We start from the raw sequence: 15,807 nt of genomic DNA on the forward strand, positions 1-15,807 counted from the left end.
GCCGATGCGCTGGATACTGGTTGGGGCAAGCACGATTGCGGCTGAACATATGATCGGCGCCTTTCGGGGGCAGGGTCATGCGGTGGTGCATGTCGTCTCGACCACGGCGGCGCGGGCGGCGGAATTTGCGGCCACGCATGGGATTGCGGGTTCGGGCGACGATCTGACGGCGGCTTTGGCGGCGGGGGATGCGGTCTATATCTCCTCGACCAATGAAAAGCACCGCGCGCAGGCTTTGGCGGCGATTGCGGCGGGCAAGCATGTTTTGTGCGAAAAGCCCTTGGCGATGAGCGTGGCTGAGGCGCGGGAGATGGTTGAGGCGGCCGATGCCGCGGGGGTGGTTTTTGCCACCAACCATCATTTGCGCTGCTCGGGCAGTCATCGCAAGGTGCGGGAGTTGATCGAGGGCGGCCGGATTGGTCGGGTGCTTTCGTTGCGGATTTTCCATGCCGTGCATCTGCCGCCGCATTTGCAGGGCTGGCGGATCACCGATCCCGGCGCGGGGGGCGGCGTGATCCCCGATATCACGGTGCATAACGCTGATGTGGCGCGGTTCTTGCTGGGGGAAGATCCGCAAGAGGTGGTGGCGCAGATGGCGGCCTCGGGGCTGGGGCAGGGGGTCGAGGATTCGGCGATGTCGATCTGGTCGATGCCCTCGGGCGCGATGGTGTTTTCCCATGAGAGCTTCACCCATCCCTTTGCAGGCTCGGGGCTGGAGGTGCATGGCACCGAGGGGTCGATCTTTGCGCGGGGCGTGATGACGCAGCGGCCCTTGGGCGAGATTGAGCTGGTGAGTGCGGCGGGGCGCGAGGCTATCCCCTTCTCGGAGCACAATCTTTACAGCATGGGCGTGGCGGAATTTGCTTCTGCGGTCGAAGGCAAGGGCCGTCCGGCGGCGGATGGCTGGGACGGGGTTGCCTCGCTCACGGTGGCTTTCGCGGTGCGGGAGGCGGCGCGGACCGGGGTGAAGCAAGCGGTGAAGATCGGCGGTGCGGTATGAGCAAGCTGGTCTCGGCCGCGGAGGCGGTTGCGCGCATCGGTGATGGCGCGGTGGTTACGGTCTCGTCCTCTTCGGCCTTGGGCTGCCCGGATCTGGTGCTGAAAGCCTTGGGCGAGCGCTTCCGGGCCGAGGGGCATCCGCGGGGGCTGACCACGCTGCATCCGATTGCGGCGGGCGATATGTATGGCGTGAAGGGGATTGATTGGATCGCGCAGGACGGGCTTTTGGCGCGGGTTCTGGCGGGGTCTTACCCTTCGGGCTCGTCCAATCTGCCGATGCCCGAGATCTGGAAAATGATTACCGAAGAACGGGTTGAGGCCTATAACGTGCCTTCGGGGATCATGTTCGACATGCACCGCGAGGCGGCGGCGCGGCGGCCGGGGGTGATGACGCGGGTCGGGCTGAAGACCTTTGTCGATCCGGTGCGGCAGGGCTGCGCGATGAACGCCAAAGCGGCGGCGAAGCCGATTGTCTCTCGCGTCGAATTCGGCGGCGAGACTTGGCTGCATTTCCCCAATATCCAGCCCAATGTCTGCATTCTGCGCGCCACCACGGCGGATGAATGGGGCAATCTGACCTATGAGCATGAGGGTGCTTATCTGGGCGGCTTGGAGCAGGCGATTGCCACCCGCAACAATGGCGGGCTGGTGATTGCGCAGGTGAAGCGGGTCACCGCGCGCGGGTCTTTGCGGCCGCATGATGTGCGGGTGCCGGGGCATCTTGTCGATCTTATCGTGCAAGATCGTGAGCAAAAACAAACCACTGAGACGCCCTATGATCCGGCGATCTCGGGTGAGGTGATCCGGCCTTGGTCAAGCTTCTCCTTGGCCGAGCATGGGGTTGAGAAGGTCATCGCCCGGCGCGCCGCGATGGAGCTGCGCAAGGGGATGACAGCCAATTTGGGCTTTGGCATCTCGGCCATGGTGCCGCGCGTTTTGCTGGAAGAGGGCCAAGCGCAGGCGGTCACTTGGGCGATTGAGCAGGGCGCGGTGGGCGGCATGCCATTGACCGGATTTGCCTTTGGCTGTGCCTCGAATGCCGATGCCTATGTGCCTTCGCCGCAGCAGTTTATCTACTTCCAAGGCGGCGGGTTCGATATGTCGTTCCTCTCGTTCATGGAGGTTGATGTGCAGGGCAACGTCAATGTCTCAAAACTGGGCAAGAAACCCTATTTGACGGCGGGTTGCGGCGGGTTTGTCGATATCACCTCGGCCGCGAAGAAGCTGGTTTTCTCGGGCTGGTTTGAGGCTGGCGCGCAGATTGACTTGGACAAATCAGGCCTTCGTGTCTCCCAGCCGGGGAAATTTACCAAGATGGTTGCAGAAGTCGAACATGTCACCTTTTCGGGTGAGCGTGCGCGGGAACAAGGACAAGACGTGCTTTATATTACGGAACGCTGCGTGATGCGGCTGTCGGATCAAGGGCTGGTGGCCACCGAGATCATGCCCGGCATCAATGCTGAGCGGGATATTGTGGCGGCATCTGAAGGCCGGGTGCGGATTGCGGAGAATGCGGTGACGATGCCGCTGAGCCTTTTGGCGGAAGGTCCGATGGGGTGGTCGGCATGAGCTCTTTGGATCTGACGATTTCCGGCGCGGTGGCCGAGCTGCGGCTCAATAACCCCAGCAAGCTTAATTGCTTCACCAATGACATGCTGGCGCAATTGGCCGGACATCTGGAGCGGGTTGAGGGCGACCCAGTTGTGCGGGCTTTGATCGTGACGGGCGAGGGCAGCCGGGCGTTTTGCTCGGGCGCGGATATCAACGCTTGGGGGCCTTTGGGTCCGGCGGAATTTGCGCGCCATTGGGTGCGCAGCGGGCATCGCCTCTTTGACCGGCTGGCGCGGCTGGCCAAGCCGACGATTGCGGCGATGAATGGCCATGCCTTTGGCGGCGGGCTGGAGCTGGCCGCGGCTTGCGACATTCGCGTGATGGTTCCGAGTGCCACCATTGCCTTGCCGGAAGCGGGCGTCGGTGTGGTGCCGGGTTGGTCGGGCACGCAGCGGCTGGCGCGGCTGATCCCCGAGCCGGTTTTGAAGGAAATGGCGCTCTTTGGCCGCCGCCTGAGTGCCGAGCGCGCGCTCCAGCTGGGCTTCATTGCCGAACTGGCCGAGGATGCAAATGCCGCCGCCCATGCCATTGCCGAGAAGGCGCTGGGCCTGTCGCCGCGCTCGGTTGAGATCAACAAGGCGATGATCCATGCCGCGCAAGGCGAGGATCGTGCCGCTATGGTCGAGGCCTTGGGCTCGGCTGCCATCGGGGCCAGTGCCGACCGCGAAGAGGGCGTTGCCGCCTTCCGCGAAAAGCGCCCGCCACAATTTACAGGACTGTAACGATGAGCGATTTGACCCTGATTCCGGCTGTGTCCATGGCTTTGCCGGAAACCCCCTACCACGCGCGCCATTTCATCAATGGTGTCTATTGTGACAGCGCCGATGGTGTGGTGACCGAGCGGATTTCGCCCTCACATGGCGTGGTGGTGAGCCGGGCGGCGCGGGGCGGGGTCGCTGAGACAGAGGCCGCGATTGCGGCGGCGCGGGCGGCCTTTGACGATGGCCGTTGGAGCGGGCTTTCGGGCAAGGCGCGCGCCACGGTGCTCTTCCGCGTGGCGGATTTGATTGAGAAAAACGTCGAGCGGCTGGCGCTTTTGGAGACGTTGGAATCCGGCAAGCCGATCAGCCAGTCGCGCGGCGAATGTGGCGGCGTGGCGGATCTGTGGCGTTATGCGGCCTCACTCGCCCGCACGTCGCATGGCGACAGCCATAATAATCTGGGCGAGGATATGCTCGCCATGGTGATGAAAGAGCCGATTGGCGTCGTCTCGATCATCACGCCGTGGAATTTCCCGTTTTGGATCTTGGGGCAAAAGCTGCCCTATGCGCTGGCTGCGGGCTGCACCTGCGTGGTGAAACCCTCGGAGATGACGCCTTCGACCACGGCGATCTTGGGCGAGATCTTGAACGAGGCGGGGATGCCTGCGGGCGTGGTCAATATCGTGCTGGGTCTGGGCCAGCCGGTTGGCGCTTTGATGGCGGAACATCCGTCGGTGGATATGGTGACTTTCACCGGATCGACGGCGGTGGGGCGGTCGATCACCGCCGCCGCCTCGGGCACGCTGAAGAAGGTGGCGCTGGAGCTGGGCGGGAAGAACCCGCAGGTGATTTTCCCCGATGCCGATCTGGAAAGCGCCGCCGATGCGGTGACCTTTGGCGTCTATTTCAACGTTGGACAATGCTGCAATGCGGGCAGCCGGATCATCGTGCATGAGGATATTGCCGAGGCCTTTACCGCCCGCGTGATGGAGCTGTCGCGCAAGGTGGCCTTTGGCGATCCTTTGGATCCGCGCACCCAAGTGGGGGCGATCGTCACCCCGGCGCATCAGCAAAAGATTGACGGTTTTGTGCAGGCCGCAAAAGCGGATGGTGCCAAGATTGCCATGGGCGGCGGCGCGCTTTCCGTGCCGGGTTTGACGGGGGAATTCTACCAGCCCACCGTCATCACCGGCGTACGTCCAGAGATGGCGATTGCCCGCGATGAGGTCTTTGGCCCGGTGCTTTCGGTCCTGACCTTCCGGACGCTTGACGAAGCGATCCGCTTGACCAACGATGCCTCATACGGACTGTCGGCGGGGGTGTGGAGTGAGAATGTCCACACCTGTCTTGAGTTTGCTCGCCGCGCGCAGGCTGGCACGGTTTGGACCAACACTTGGATGGATGGCTTCGCCGAGGTTTCATTTGGAGGAATGAAGCAATCGGGTCTGGGGCGTGAGAATGGTCGCTACGGAATGGAGGAATTTCTTGAGGTGAAATCGCTGGTCATGCGCATCGGTCGCAGCCGCGCACCTTGGGTGAAAAGCATCTGACCTCGGACAGCTGGGGCAGGGACTGAATACAACGCAACGATGGGAGGAAAACCGTATGCGTGGATTCAAGGGCTTGAAGATGACAATGGCAGCGGCGCTGCTGGCCTCGACCGCCAGCATGGCCGTGGCCGAGGATGTTGAGGTTCTGCACTGGTGGACCGCTGGCGGGGAGGCCGCGGCTCTGAACGTGCTGAAAGAGGATTTGGCCAGCAAGGGCATTGGCTGGGTCGATATGCCGGTCGCCGGTGGCGGCGGTGAAGCGGCGATGACGGCTTTGCGCGCCCGCGTCACCGCAGGCGATGCGCCGACGGCCGTGCAGATGCTGGGCTTTGACATCCTGGACTGGGCGAAAGAAGACGGCGTTCTGGGCAATTTGGATGAGGTTGCAGCGGCTGAGGGCTGGGATGCGGTGATCCCGGCGGCGCTGCAGGCGTTTTCGAAATATGACGGCCATTGGATCGCGGCTCCGGTCAACGTCCACTCGACCAACTGGGTTTGGATCAACAAAGCCGCTCTGGATGCGACCGGCCTTGGCGAGCCGACCAATTTCGACGAGCTGGTCGCGGTTCTGGATAAGATGAAAGAGGCCGGGATCACCCCGATCGCGCATGGCGGCCAAGCGTGGCAGGACGGCACCGTCTTTGACGCTTTGGTGCTGGCGCAAGGCTCTGATTTCTACAAAGCGGCCTTTGTGGATCTGGACCCGGCGGCGCTGGGCGGCGCGCAAATGGCGACGGCTTTCGACCAACTTCTGAAGCTGCGCACCTATTTTGACGACAACTTCTCGGGCCGCGATTGGAACCTTGCCTCGAGCATGGTGATCAATGGCGAGGCCGGCATGCAGTTCATGGGTGACTGGGCCAAGGGCGAGTTCCTGAAGGCCGGCAAAGTGCCGGGCACGGATTTCGTCTGCATTCGCTTCCCGGGCACCCAAGGTTCGGTCACGTTTAACTCGGACCAATTCGTGATGTTCAACGTGCAAGGCGAGGGCAAGAAAGCCGCCCAAGCCGCGATGGCATCGGCGATTGAAAGCCCGACCTTCCAAGCCGCCTTTAACGTGGTCAAAGGCTCGGTCCCGGCTCGCACCGATGTGCCGGACACCGATTTCGATGATTGCGGCAAGAAGGGCATGAAGGATCTGGCCGAAGCCAGCGCGAATGGCGCGCTTCACGGCTCGATGGCGCATGGCCACGGCGCACCGGCTGCGGTGAAAAACGCCACCTATGACGTGATCACCGCCGTGGTGAACGGCGAATACAGCGATGGCGCTTCGGCGGCGACGGCTTTGGCCGATGCCGTGGCTGCGGCGCAATAAGCGAGACTGTCCGGGGGCGGTTTGGCCGCCCTCGGAGCCTTGCCACTGGGGGTAAGCCCCCGATCTCGTTTGAGTTTTCACCGCCCGCAGGGAAGGGAGCACCTTTATGGCTGCGCCAGCACCGGCCGATTTTCGCACGCGCCTTCAGGATTGGTTGCCCAAGCTAGTGCTTGCGCCCTCCTTCGCGGTGACGATCCTGTTTGTTTACGGCTTCATCATCTTCACGATCTTTTTGTCCTTCACCGGCTCAAAGATGCTGCCAAAGTTCGACACTTGGGTCGGGTGGGCGAATTATCACCGGCTGTTTTCGCTGCCCGAGTGGAACATCGCGCTGAAGAATATTGCCATATTCGCAAGCCTTTACATCATCATCTGCACCGCGATTGGGCTGATGTTGGCGATCTTTCTGGACCAGAAAATCCGCGGCGAGGGCGGCTTGCGCCCGATCTACCTTTACCCAATGGCGCTAAGCTTCATCGTGACCGGCACGGCGTGGAAATGGTTCCTCGACCCCGGCATCGGGCTTGAGAATGTGATGCATCAATGGGGCTGGGAGAGTTTCAGCTTCAATTGGATCAAATCCAATACGATGGCGATCTATACGATTGTGATCGCGGCGGTCTGGCAGACCTCGGGCTTTGTGATGGCGATGTTCTTGGCGGGGCTGCGCGGCATCGACAATGAGATCTTAAAGGCGGCGCAGATTGATGGTGCGTCGAACTGGCAGCTCTATCGGCGCATCGTGATCCCGCTGTTGCGCCCGGCTTTCCTGAGCGCTTTCGTGATCCTGAGCCATCTCGCGATCAAATCCTATGACCTCGTGATCGCACTGACCAATGGCGGGCCGGGGCGGGCGACCGCGATGCCCGCGACCTTCATGTATTCCTACACTTTCACCCGCAATGAGATGGGGGTGGGGGCGGCCTCGGCGGTGATCATGCTGATGACGATTGCGGCGATCATGGTGCCTTACCTTTACGCCGAGCTGAAGGAGAAGAAGTGATGTCCGCTGTGACCCAAGACACTTCAGTCTCGACCGGCCGCGTGACCCGCGCCTTCATCTATCTGGTGCTGATCCTGTTCGCTTTGTTCTACCTGCTGCCGCTTTATGTGATGGTGGTGAACTCCTTGAAACCGCTGCCGGAAATCACCGGCGGCAATATGATGGCTTTGCCGCGCGAATGGACGCTTGAGGCTTGGGGATCAGCTTGGTCGACGGCGCAGATTGGCGTCTCGCCCACCGGGTTGAAGCCCTATTTCCTCAATTCGATCATGATGGTGGTGCCGGCGGTGGCTTTGTCCACGATGATCGGCGCGATGAACGGTTATATCCTGACCAAATGGCGCTTTCGCGGCGATGTTTGGGTGTTCGGGCTGATGCTCTTTTCCTGCTTCATCCCGTTCCAGATCGTGCTGATCCCGATGGCGCGGGTCTTGGGGATGCTGGGCCTTGCAGGCTCGGTTCCCGGGCTGATTTTGGTGCATTTGGTCTACGGCATCGGCTTTAGCACGCTTTACTTCCGCAACTATTATGCCGCCTTCCCGACCGAGCTGGTGCGCGCCGCGCAGATCGATGGCGCGGGCTTCTTCCGCATCTTCTGGCGCATCCTTTTGCCGGTCTCTGGCCCGATCGCAGTGGTCACGATCATCTGGCAATTCACCAATATCTGGAATGACTTCCTGTTCGGTGCCTCCTTCGGTGGGGTCAACCAGCCGATGACGGTGGCGCTGAATAACCTCGTGCAATCTTCGACCGGCGTGAAGGAATATAACGTCCATTTCGCCGGCGCGATCCTTGCCGCTCTTCCCACTCTTTTTGTCTACATCGTCGCGGGGCGTTACTTCGTCCGCGGTCTGATGGCTGGCTCTGTGAAAGGCTGACCGATGGGCTTTCTTGATATTTCCAACGTCACCAAATCTTACGGCTCGGTTCAGGTCTTGCACCAAGTCGATATCGCGGTGGAGGAGGGCGAGTTTTTGGTCCTCGTCGGGCCCTCGGGCTGTGGAAAGTCCACGCTTCTCAATATGATCGCGGGGCTGGAAAGCATCACCAGCGGTGAGATCCGGATCAAGGATCGCGTGATGAACGGGGTGCATCCGTCGAAGCGCAATATCGCGATGGTGTTCCAGTCCTACGCTCTCTACCCGAATATGACCGTGGGCCAGAATATGACCTTCGGGCTTGAAATGCATGGCGTGCCGAAGCCCGAGCGCGACAAGGCTTTGGCCGATGTGGCTAAGCTTTTGCAAATCGACCATCTTTTGGACCGCAAGCCGGGGCAGCTTTCCGGTGGGCAGCGGCAAAGGGTGGCGATGGGGCGGGCCTTGGTGCGCGACCCGGATGTGTTTTTGTTCGATGAGCCGTTGTCGAACCTTGATGCAAAGCTGCGCGTCGATATGCGGACTGAGATTAAGAAACTCCATCAAAAGCTGAAGACGACAATTGTTTATGTGACGCATGACCAGATCGAGGCGCTGACGCTGTCGACGCGGATTGCGGTGATGAACAAGGGGTTTGTGCAGCAACTCGGCACGCCGAAGGAGATCTATGATCAGCCGGCGAACCTGTTTGTGGCGACCTTCATGGGCAGCCCGGCGATGAATATCATCCCGACAAAAGTGGTGCTGGAAGGCGATGCGCCGCATGCCGAGCTGAGTGATGCCGAGGGCAACCGGGTGCTTCTGGCGCTCAATCAGCGCAACCTGACCGCTTGGGCGGGGCGCGAGATCCTTCTGGGGATCCGGCCCGAGGCGATCACCGATCCGGAAGGGGCGGATCGCAACTCGGGGTCGATCCGGCCGCTGTCGAATGTGGTCACAGTGACCGAGCCTGCGGGAGCGGATACCTTCGTCACCATGAGCCTTTCGGGCAAGGATGTGATCGCAAGGATGCGGGCGGATGCGGCGGTGCATCCGGGGCAAAGGTTTGAGTTTGCGGTGAATATGGAAAAGGCCGTGGCCTTTGATCCGCAGACCGAGGCACGGATTACCCCCTGATGCAGCCTGACATTCTGATCATCGGTTCCGGCATGGGCGGGGCCACGCTGGCCGCCGCGCTGGCGCCCTCGGGCCGTCGGATCGTGATCCTTGAGCGCGGCGCGCGGCTTATGGATCGCCCCGAGGCTCGTGACCCCGATGCGATCTTTCGGCGTGGGTTTTTCAAGCCGAAGGAACTGTGGAAAGACGCCTCGGGCCAAGAGTTTGAGCCGGGGAATTATGCCTGCGTCGGCGGCAATTCGAAGTTCTACGGCGCGGTGCTGACCCGATACCGCGCGGAAGATTTCGCGCCTTTGCAGCATATGGGGGGCAGAACGCCGGGCTGGCCGATTGGTTATGCGGATTTGGAGCCCTATTATTCCAAGGCCGAGCAGCTTTACCGCGTGCGCGGCGAGGATGGCGCGAATGACCCTTCCGAGCCGCCGCATTCGGCGCGCTACCCCTATCCGCCGGTGCCCGATGAGCCTGATGTGGCCGCATTGCGCAAGGCCTTGGCGGCGCAAGGCTTGCACCCCACCGCCTTGCCGGTCGGCGTGGATATCGAGGCTTGGCTGAAGCGCGCGCCGACGACCTGGGACGCGTTTCCTTGCACGACGGGGGCAAAATCCGATGCCGAAAGCTGCGGTCTGGCCGAGGCTTTGAAGTATCCCAATGTCACCTTGCTGACCGAGACGCGGGTGGTGCGGGTTCTGAGCGAAGGCCGACGGGTGACCGGGGTGGAGGTCGAGCGGCAGCGCAAGCGTGAAGTGATGAGCGCGCCGGTGATCTGCCTTTGCGCGGGCGCGGTGATGTCGGCGGCCCTGCTTTTGGCCTCGGCCAATGCCGAGCATCCGCAGGGGCTGGCCAATAGCTCGGACCAATTGGGTCGCAATTTCATGAACCATAACCTCACGGGCGTGGTGGCTTGGAACCCTTTGCGGCGCAACCGCACCATCTATGAAAAGACGATTCAGTTTAACGATTGGTATCTGACCGGCGGGCCGGGTGGGGCGCCTTTGGGCAATGTGCAGATGCTGGGCCGGGTGACAGGGATGATATTGGCCGGGGAATCCGGGCTGCCCTTGTGGGCCGCGCGGCATATTGCGGATCATTCGATGCATCTTCTGGCGATGTCCGAGGATCTGCCGGATCCCAACTCGCGGGTGCTTTGGCGCGATGGTGTGGTGCTCGATTGGCGGCGCACCAATGTGCAAGCGCATGATATTTTGGTGAAAAAGCTGAAAGCCGCTTTGCGAAAGGCCGGCTGGCCGATCGTCTTTGCGCAAGCTTTCCCGAAGTCGAAACCCAGCCATCAATGCGGCACCGCGCGGATGGGGCGAGATCCGGCGCAGTCTGTGGTGGACCCCAATCTCAAAGCGCATGACTTCGACAATCTTTATATCGTCGACGCCTCGGTCCTGCCGACTTCGGCGGCGGTTAACCCTTCCTTGACCATCGCAGCGCTGGCCACGCGGGCGGGCGCGCATATCCGGAGCCTGCCATGAGCCAGCCTCCTGTTGCCCAGAAGCCTCTGGCCCTGATCACTGGCGGTCAGCAAGGCATCGGCCTTGGCATCGCGCAAGCCTTGCAGGGGGCAGGGTTTCGCATCGCTGTTGCCTCCTTGCCAGAGGCCAATGCCGCTGCGGTGCGCGAAGGCATGGCCGGTTTGGGTCATGAGGCGCAATATTATCAATATGATATGGCGCAGACCTCAGGCGCGGCGGCGTTGCTTGCCGCGGTTGAGGCCTCGCTTGGGCCGATCAGCTGCTTTGTCGCCAATGCCGGTGTTCCGGCCAAAATCCGCGGCGATCTTTTGGAGATCACGCCCGAGGCTTGGGATCATGTCCTTGACGTCAATCTGCGCGGCACCTTCTTTCTGGCGCAAGAGGTGGCGCGGCGCATGGTGGCACGGCAGTCCCGGCATTACCGTTCGATCAGCTTTGTGACCTCGGCCTCGGCTGAGATGGTCAGCATCGAACGCGGCGAATATTGTATTTCAAAATCAGGCGCTTCGATGATGGCAAAGCTCTTTGCCCTACGCCTTGCACCACTCAACATCGGCGTCTTTGAGCTGCGCCCCGGTATCATCGCAACCGAGATGACCGCTGGCGTGAAAGAGAAATACAGCGCCCGGATCGAGGCCGGCTTGGTTCCCGCACAACGCTGGGGCGCGCCGGAGGATATTGGCCGGGCCGTGGTGCCTTTGGCCTTGGGTCAAATGGCATTCGCCACGGGCATGGTGGTGCCGCTGGACGGCGGCCTTTCGGTGCCGCGGCTGTGAGCGGGTCGCAAAATTCTCTGAAGAATTTTGCCAAGAATTTTCAAAAATTCTTGGCGCCGGCGGAAGCGTCGGAAGGAGGGGTATGATGCAAAAAGCGTATGATTACATCATCATCGGTGGCGGCTCAGCGGGCTCGGTTCTGGCCGCGCGTCTCTCTGAGGACCCGACAGCGCAGGTCTTGCTGCTCGAGGCGGGGGGGCGCGACTCCCATCCTTTTTACCACCTGCCTGCGGGTTTTGCGAAGATGACCAAGGGCATCGGCTCTTGGGGGTGGCAGACCGTGCCGCAGCGCCACATGAAGGGGATGCAAATCCGCTACACGCAAGCGAAGGTGATCGGTGGTGGTTCCTCGATCAATGCGCAGATCTACACCCGCGGCAATGCGCTGGATTACGATGAATGGCGCCAACTTGGTTGCTCCGGCTGGTCTTATGAAGATGTGCTGCCCTATTTTCGAAAAGCCGAGGACAACGACAGTTTTGACAATCGCTATCACGGCAAGGGCGGCCCTTTGGGCGTCAGCCAGCCGCGTGCGCCCTTGCCGATTTGCGAAGCTTGGTTTGCGGCGGCCGCTCAGATGGGCATCCCGCGCAATCATGATTTGACCGGCGAGAGCCAAGACGGGGTCGGTTATTATCAGCTAACGCAGCGACATTATCGGCGCTCTTCGGCCGCCATTGCCTATCTGCGCCCGGCCCAGCATCGGCCCAATCTGACGGTGAAAACCGGGGTGCAGGTGCTGCGAATTGTGGTCGAGAAGGGCAGGGCCGTGGGGGTGGAGACGCCTGATGGGGTATTGCGGGCCTCGAGTGAGGTGATCCTCTCTGCCGGGGCCATAGGTTCGCCGCGTCTGTTGCAGCTTTCCGGTATCGGGCCAGCGGATGAGCTGCGAAATCTTGGGATTCCGGTGGTGCTGGATCAGCCGGAGGTTGGGGCTAACCTGCAAGATCACTTGGATCTTTTCGTCATTGCCGAATGCACCGGCCCGCATACCTATGACCGTTTCGCCAAGCCGCATCTCTCGGCTTTGGCGGGGTTGCAGTATCTATTGACCCGGCGGGGACCTGTCGCCTCGAGCCTTTTTGAGACCGGGGGCTTTTGGTATGCCGAGGAGGGCGCGCGGAGCCCCGATATCCAGTTCCATCTGGGGCTTGGCTCGGGGATCGAGGCCGGTGTTGCGGCGATGCCGCAAGGTGGGGTGACGCTGAACTCAGCCTATCTGAGGCCGCGCTCGCGCGGGACGGTGCGGCTGGCATCCAGCGATCCCTTGGCCGCACCGCTGATTGACCCCAATTATTGGGAGGATCCGCATGACCGCGAAATGTCGATCCGCGGGCTGAAGCTGGCGCGGGAGATGATGGCGCAAGAGGCGCTGCACCCCTATGTGCTGGCCGAGCGTCTGCCGGGGCCTAATGTGCGGACAGATCAGGACTATTTCGATTACGCCTGCCAGCATGCAAAGACCGATCACCATCCGTCCGGCACATGCCGGATGGGGCAGGATGCGCAAGCGGTGGTGAACCCCGAGCTGCGTTTCAACGGGATCGAGGGTTTACGGGTCGTTGATGCCTCGGTGATGCCGCGGGTGGTCTCGTCCAACACCAATGCGCCGACGATCATGATTGCGGAGAAGGCCGCCGATATGATTAAGGCGGCGCGGCCAGGCTCAGGGGCGCTCCAATGATCCGCCATATTGTCTTGGTGAAATTCCGTCCCGAGATGACGGAGGCTGAGATTGCGGCGCTCTTTGCCGATCTGGGGAAGATCACGCAGAAATTGTCGGGGGCGCTGGACATTCGCGCTGGCAAGAGCGAAAGCCCCGAGCAGATTGAACGAGGCTATCTTCATGGTTTCACGATTGATTTTGAAGATTGGCAGGCGCTTTCCGCCTATCAGGACCATCCAGATCACCGCCGTCTTGGCGCGCGCCTTGTGGCTTCGGCGGTTGGTGGGCTGGACGGCATTTTGGTCTTTGACCTGAGTTGCTGAGGGGCTGCTATGTTGCCGCTGCTGACCATACCTTGCTGCTATAAGCGCTCTGCACAGTCGGGGCGGCGTTAAGATGGAGCGGCGTCCGACCATCATCGACGTGGCCAAGGCGGCGGGGGTTTCCAAATCCACCGTCTCGCTCGTCTTGCAGAACTCACCTTTGGTGAAGCGTGAAACCCGCGAGGATGTGCGCCGGGTGATGCGCGAGATTGGCTATGTCTATAACCGTGCGGCGGCCAACCTGCGGTCTTCGAACGTGGGACTTATTGGTCTTGTCATCAATGACTTGCGCAATCCGTTCTTCACGGAGTTTGCCACATCGGTGCAGATGGCGCTTTCGGCGCGGGGCTATGCGACGGTGGTTGCCAACACGGATGAAGATGCCGAGGTGCAAGGTCAAGTCGTGGGCGCGATGATCGAACATGGCGTCTCGGGGCTGATCTTATCCTCGGCCTATGGCGCCGTGGAGCGGGGCTTTGAGCAAATCGCGCGCTCGGGCATTCCGACCTTGCAGGTGTTGCGCCACGCGCATCCTGACACCGAGCTTTTCCCCTTTGCGGCACCCGATGGGCCGCAAGGAGGCCGGCTTGCGACGCTGCATCTGTTGCAGCAAGGCGCCAAGCGGATAGCGTTTGCGGGGGGGCTGATGGGCCGCTCGGTCACCGAGGCGCGGCTTGCGGGCTATCGCGCGGTTTTGGCTGAAAGGGGCCTGCCCGAGCGGGTGCTGACTGGGCGTCCGAACCGCGCCTTTGGCCGTGAGGCGGCGCTGTGGCTGGCCAAAGATTACCCCGACGTTGATGCGGTCTTGTGCTTTAACGATTTGACCGCATTGGGAATTATGTCTGGCTGTGCCGAGATTGGCCGCCGAGTGGGGCCGGATCTGAAAGTGGCCGGCTTCGATGATATCGAGGAAAGCGCGCTGGTGTTTCCCAGCCTGACCTCGGTGCGCAGCAATATCGCGGGCTTCGGTCAGGCGATGGCTGCAAACCTGCTTGCTTGGCTGGAAGAAGGTGTGAAACCTGCCGCCGAAATTTTGTCTCCTGTGGAGTTGATCACCCGTGCCTCAACGCAATGATCTGACCGATCGCCCCGCCTTTTTGCGGCGTCTTTTCGACCGCGCCGTCGAGGTGGCCGATCCGATGCGCGCCTTGGCCGCGCATTTGCCACCGAAGCCTGAGGGGCGGGTTGTGGTTGTGGGGGCCGGCAAAGCCTCGGCCCGGATGGCGGAGGCGGTTGAAGCGGTTTGGGGGCCTTGCGAAGGGCTAGTGATCACCCGCTATGGCTATGGTCGCCCTTGCCAAGGCATTGAAATTGCTTTGGCGGCCCATCCGGTGCCGGATCAAGCCGGGGCCGATGCGACGGCGCGGATGCTGGCGCTTTTGGACGGGCTTGGGCCAGATGATTTCGTGCTCGCGCTGATTTCCGGCGGTGCCTCGGCCCTGCTCTGCGCGCCAAGTGAGCGCGTAACTTTGGCCGAAAAGCAGGCGGTGAATGCGGCGCTGCTGGCCTCGGGGGCGCCGATCTCGGCGATGAACACCTTGCGCAAGCACCTGAGCCGGGTGAAGGGCGGCCAGTTGGCGGCGGCGGCTTACCCTGCACAGATGCTGGCACTGATGATCTCGGACGTGCCGGGGGATGATCCGGCCTTCATCGGCTCGGGCCCGACGGTGGGCGATGCGACGACCCCGGCCGAGGCGGAGGCGATCCTGGACCGCTGGCAGATCTCGGTGCCCGGCCATGTGCGGGCCGCGTTGGCGCACTCGGGTGTGGTGCCGCCCAAGGATGCGCGATTGGCGCAGGTCAGCAACCACATCTTCGCGGCCCCGGCGCAATCCCTTGAAGCTGCGGCAGAAATTGCCCGCGAGCTGGGGGTTGAGGTGCGGGTACTGGGCGACGCTTTAGAGGGCGAGGCGCGGGATGTGGCTGCGGCGCAGGCCGCGATGGCCTTGGAGCTTGCCGCCGCGCGCCGCCCGGGAGATGCGCCGGTGCTGCTGCTTTCCGGAGGAGAGCTGACGGTCACACGCCGCGGCGATGGCAGCGGCGGACCCAATGCAGAATTTGCCTTGGCTTTGACGCTGGCTTTGCAGGGGCAAGAGGGCATTCACGCCATTGCCTGTGACACCGATGGCGTCGATGGCGCCGCCGAAGTGGCGGGGGCGGTTGTGACGCCGCAAACGCTGGTGCAGGCCGTCGCCGCAGGTTTGGATGCCGCTGCAGCCTTGGCAACGAATGACGCACACCGGTTCTTTGAGCAGGTCGGTGGACAGGTCGTCACCGGGCCGACTTTGACGAATGTGAATGATTTCAGGGCGATATTGATCGGCTAAGAGCGAGCCGCGGCTGGGAGGGTCGCGCTTGGCAGGCGTCTAGACCAGCCGAGCCGTT

At 61.9% G+C, this 15,807-nt stretch carries 14 protein-coding genes; all 14 read left to right on the forward strand.

What is annotated here, in order from left to right; translation table 11 throughout:
- Positions 1 to 4: 4 nt before the first annotated feature.
- The 14 genes from Q9295_RS01045 to Q9295_RS01110 all read left to right on the forward strand — a co-directional run bounded on the left by Q9295_RS01045 (position 5) and on the right by Q9295_RS01110 (position 15,749).
- Positions 5 to 1,000: a Gfo/Idh/MocA family protein gene (locus tag Q9295_RS01045; protein WP_306678508.1), complete on the forward strand. Its 996-nt coding sequence runs from the start codon at positions 5 to 7 to the stop codon at positions 998 to 1,000.
- Positions 997 to 2,568 (forward strand): acyl CoA:acetate/3-ketoacid CoA transferase, encoded by a 1,572-nt coding sequence (locus tag Q9295_RS01050; RefSeq protein ID WP_306678510.1) that lies wholly within the window; start codon positions 997 to 999, stop codon positions 2,566 to 2,568. Before Q9295_RS01045 ends, Q9295_RS01050 begins: the two co-directional genes overlap by 4 nt.
- On the forward strand, positions 2,565 to 3,332 hold the full coding sequence (locus tag Q9295_RS01055) for an enoyl-CoA hydratase/isomerase family protein (protein WP_306678511.1): 768 nt from the start codon (positions 2,565 to 2,567) through the stop codon (positions 3,330 to 3,332). Before Q9295_RS01050 ends, Q9295_RS01055 begins: the two co-directional genes overlap by 4 nt.
- A gap of 2 nt (positions 3,333 to 3,334) precedes the next feature.
- Positions 3,335 to 4,861 (forward strand): aldehyde dehydrogenase family protein, encoded by a 1,527-nt coding sequence (locus tag Q9295_RS01060; RefSeq protein ID WP_306678513.1) that lies wholly within the window; start codon positions 3,335 to 3,337, stop codon positions 4,859 to 4,861.
- Positions 4,862 to 4,916: 55 nt separating this feature from the next.
- Positions 4,917 to 6,176: an ABC transporter substrate-binding protein gene (locus Q9295_RS01065; protein WP_306678515.1), complete on the forward strand. Its 1,260-nt coding sequence runs from the start codon at positions 4,917 to 4,919 to the stop codon at positions 6,174 to 6,176.
- Between the two features lie 106 nt (positions 6,177 to 6,282).
- Complete coding sequence (locus Q9295_RS01070; RefSeq protein ID WP_306678516.1) at positions 6,283 to 7,179, forward strand: carbohydrate ABC transporter permease; 897 nt, start codon at positions 6,283 to 6,285, stop codon at positions 7,177 to 7,179.
- On the forward strand, positions 7,179 to 8,057 hold the full coding sequence (locus Q9295_RS01075) for a carbohydrate ABC transporter permease (RefSeq protein ID WP_306678517.1): 879 nt from the start codon (positions 7,179 to 7,181) through the stop codon (positions 8,055 to 8,057). The genes Q9295_RS01070 and Q9295_RS01075 overlap by 1 nt, the downstream gene beginning before the upstream one ends.
- A 3-nt stretch (positions 8,058 to 8,060) precedes the next feature.
- Complete coding sequence (locus Q9295_RS01080; RefSeq protein WP_306678519.1) at positions 8,061 to 9,173, forward strand: ABC transporter ATP-binding protein; 1,113 nt, start codon at positions 8,061 to 8,063, stop codon at positions 9,171 to 9,173.
- Entirely contained in the window at positions 9,173 to 10,657 is a 1,485-nt protein-coding gene (locus tag Q9295_RS01085) for a GMC oxidoreductase (RefSeq protein WP_306678521.1), read from the forward strand. The genes Q9295_RS01080 and Q9295_RS01085 overlap by 1 nt, the downstream gene beginning before the upstream one ends.
- A complete protein-coding gene (locus Q9295_RS01090; RefSeq protein WP_306678523.1) occupies positions 10,654 to 11,433 on the forward strand; it encodes a 3-ketoacyl-ACP reductase in 780 nt (259 codons plus the stop codon). Before Q9295_RS01085 ends, Q9295_RS01090 begins: the two co-directional genes overlap by 4 nt.
- An 85-nt stretch (positions 11,434 to 11,518) precedes the next feature.
- Entirely contained in the window at positions 11,519 to 13,117 is a 1,599-nt protein-coding gene (locus Q9295_RS01095; RefSeq protein WP_306678525.1) for a GMC family oxidoreductase, read from the forward strand.
- A complete protein-coding gene (locus Q9295_RS01100; protein WP_306678526.1) occupies positions 13,114 to 13,422 on the forward strand; it encodes a Dabb family protein in 309 nt (102 codons plus the stop codon). Before Q9295_RS01095 ends, Q9295_RS01100 begins: the two co-directional genes overlap by 4 nt.
- Before the next feature lie 73 nt (positions 13,423 to 13,495).
- Entirely contained in the window at positions 13,496 to 14,497 is a 1,002-nt protein-coding gene (locus Q9295_RS01105) for a LacI family DNA-binding transcriptional regulator (RefSeq protein ID WP_306678528.1), read from the forward strand.
- The gene (locus Q9295_RS01110; RefSeq protein ID WP_373457400.1) at positions 14,481 to 15,749 is read left to right on the forward strand and encodes a glycerate kinase type-2 family protein; all 1,269 of its coding nucleotides are present in this window, start codon (positions 14,481 to 14,483) and stop codon (positions 15,747 to 15,749) included. Before Q9295_RS01105 ends, Q9295_RS01110 begins: the two co-directional genes overlap by 17 nt.
- The last annotated feature ends 58 nt before the right edge of the window (positions 15,750 to 15,807 follow it).

The organism is Pseudogemmobacter lacusdianii, from assembly GCF_030848395.1.
Lineage (GTDB): Bacteria > Pseudomonadota > Alphaproteobacteria > Rhodobacterales > Rhodobacteraceae > Pseudogemmobacter > Pseudogemmobacter lacusdianii.

Excerpts from the sequence above, each read along its gene's own strand:
- Q9295_RS01045 (WP_306678508.1), top strand. The coding sequence starts at position 5 with ATGCGCTGGATACTGGTTGGGGCAAGCACGATTGCGGCTGAACATATG.
- Q9295_RS01050 (WP_306678510.1), top strand. The coding sequence starts at position 997 with ATGAGCAAGCTGGTCTCGGCCGCGGAGGCGGTTGCGCGCATCGGTGAT.
- Q9295_RS01055 (WP_306678511.1), top strand. The coding sequence starts at position 2,565 with ATGAGCTCTTTGGATCTGACGATTTCCGGCGCGGTGGCCGAGCTGCGG.
- Q9295_RS01060 (WP_306678513.1), top strand. The coding sequence starts at position 3,335 with ATGAGCGATTTGACCCTGATTCCGGCTGTGTCCATGGCTTTGCCGGAA.
- Q9295_RS01065 (WP_306678515.1), top strand. The coding sequence starts at position 4,917 with ATGCGTGGATTCAAGGGCTTGAAGATGACAATGGCAGCGGCGCTGCTG.
- Q9295_RS01070 (WP_306678516.1), top strand. The coding sequence starts at position 6,283 with ATGGCTGCGCCAGCACCGGCCGATTTTCGCACGCGCCTTCAGGATTGG.
- Q9295_RS01075 (WP_306678517.1), top strand. The coding sequence starts at position 7,179 with ATGTCCGCTGTGACCCAAGACACTTCAGTCTCGACCGGCCGCGTGACC.
- Q9295_RS01080 (WP_306678519.1), top strand. The coding sequence starts at position 8,061 with ATGGGCTTTCTTGATATTTCCAACGTCACCAAATCTTACGGCTCGGTT.
- Q9295_RS01085 (WP_306678521.1), top strand. The coding sequence starts at position 9,173 with ATGCAGCCTGACATTCTGATCATCGGTTCCGGCATGGGCGGGGCCACG.
- Q9295_RS01090 (WP_306678523.1), top strand. The coding sequence starts at position 10,654 with ATGAGCCAGCCTCCTGTTGCCCAGAAGCCTCTGGCCCTGATCACTGGC.
- Q9295_RS01095 (WP_306678525.1), top strand. The coding sequence starts at position 11,519 with ATGCAAAAAGCGTATGATTACATCATCATCGGTGGCGGCTCAGCGGGC.
- Q9295_RS01100 (WP_306678526.1), top strand. The coding sequence starts at position 13,114 with ATGATCCGCCATATTGTCTTGGTGAAATTCCGTCCCGAGATGACGGAG.
- Q9295_RS01105 (WP_306678528.1), top strand. The coding sequence starts at position 13,496 with ATGGAGCGGCGTCCGACCATCATCGACGTGGCCAAGGCGGCGGGGGTT.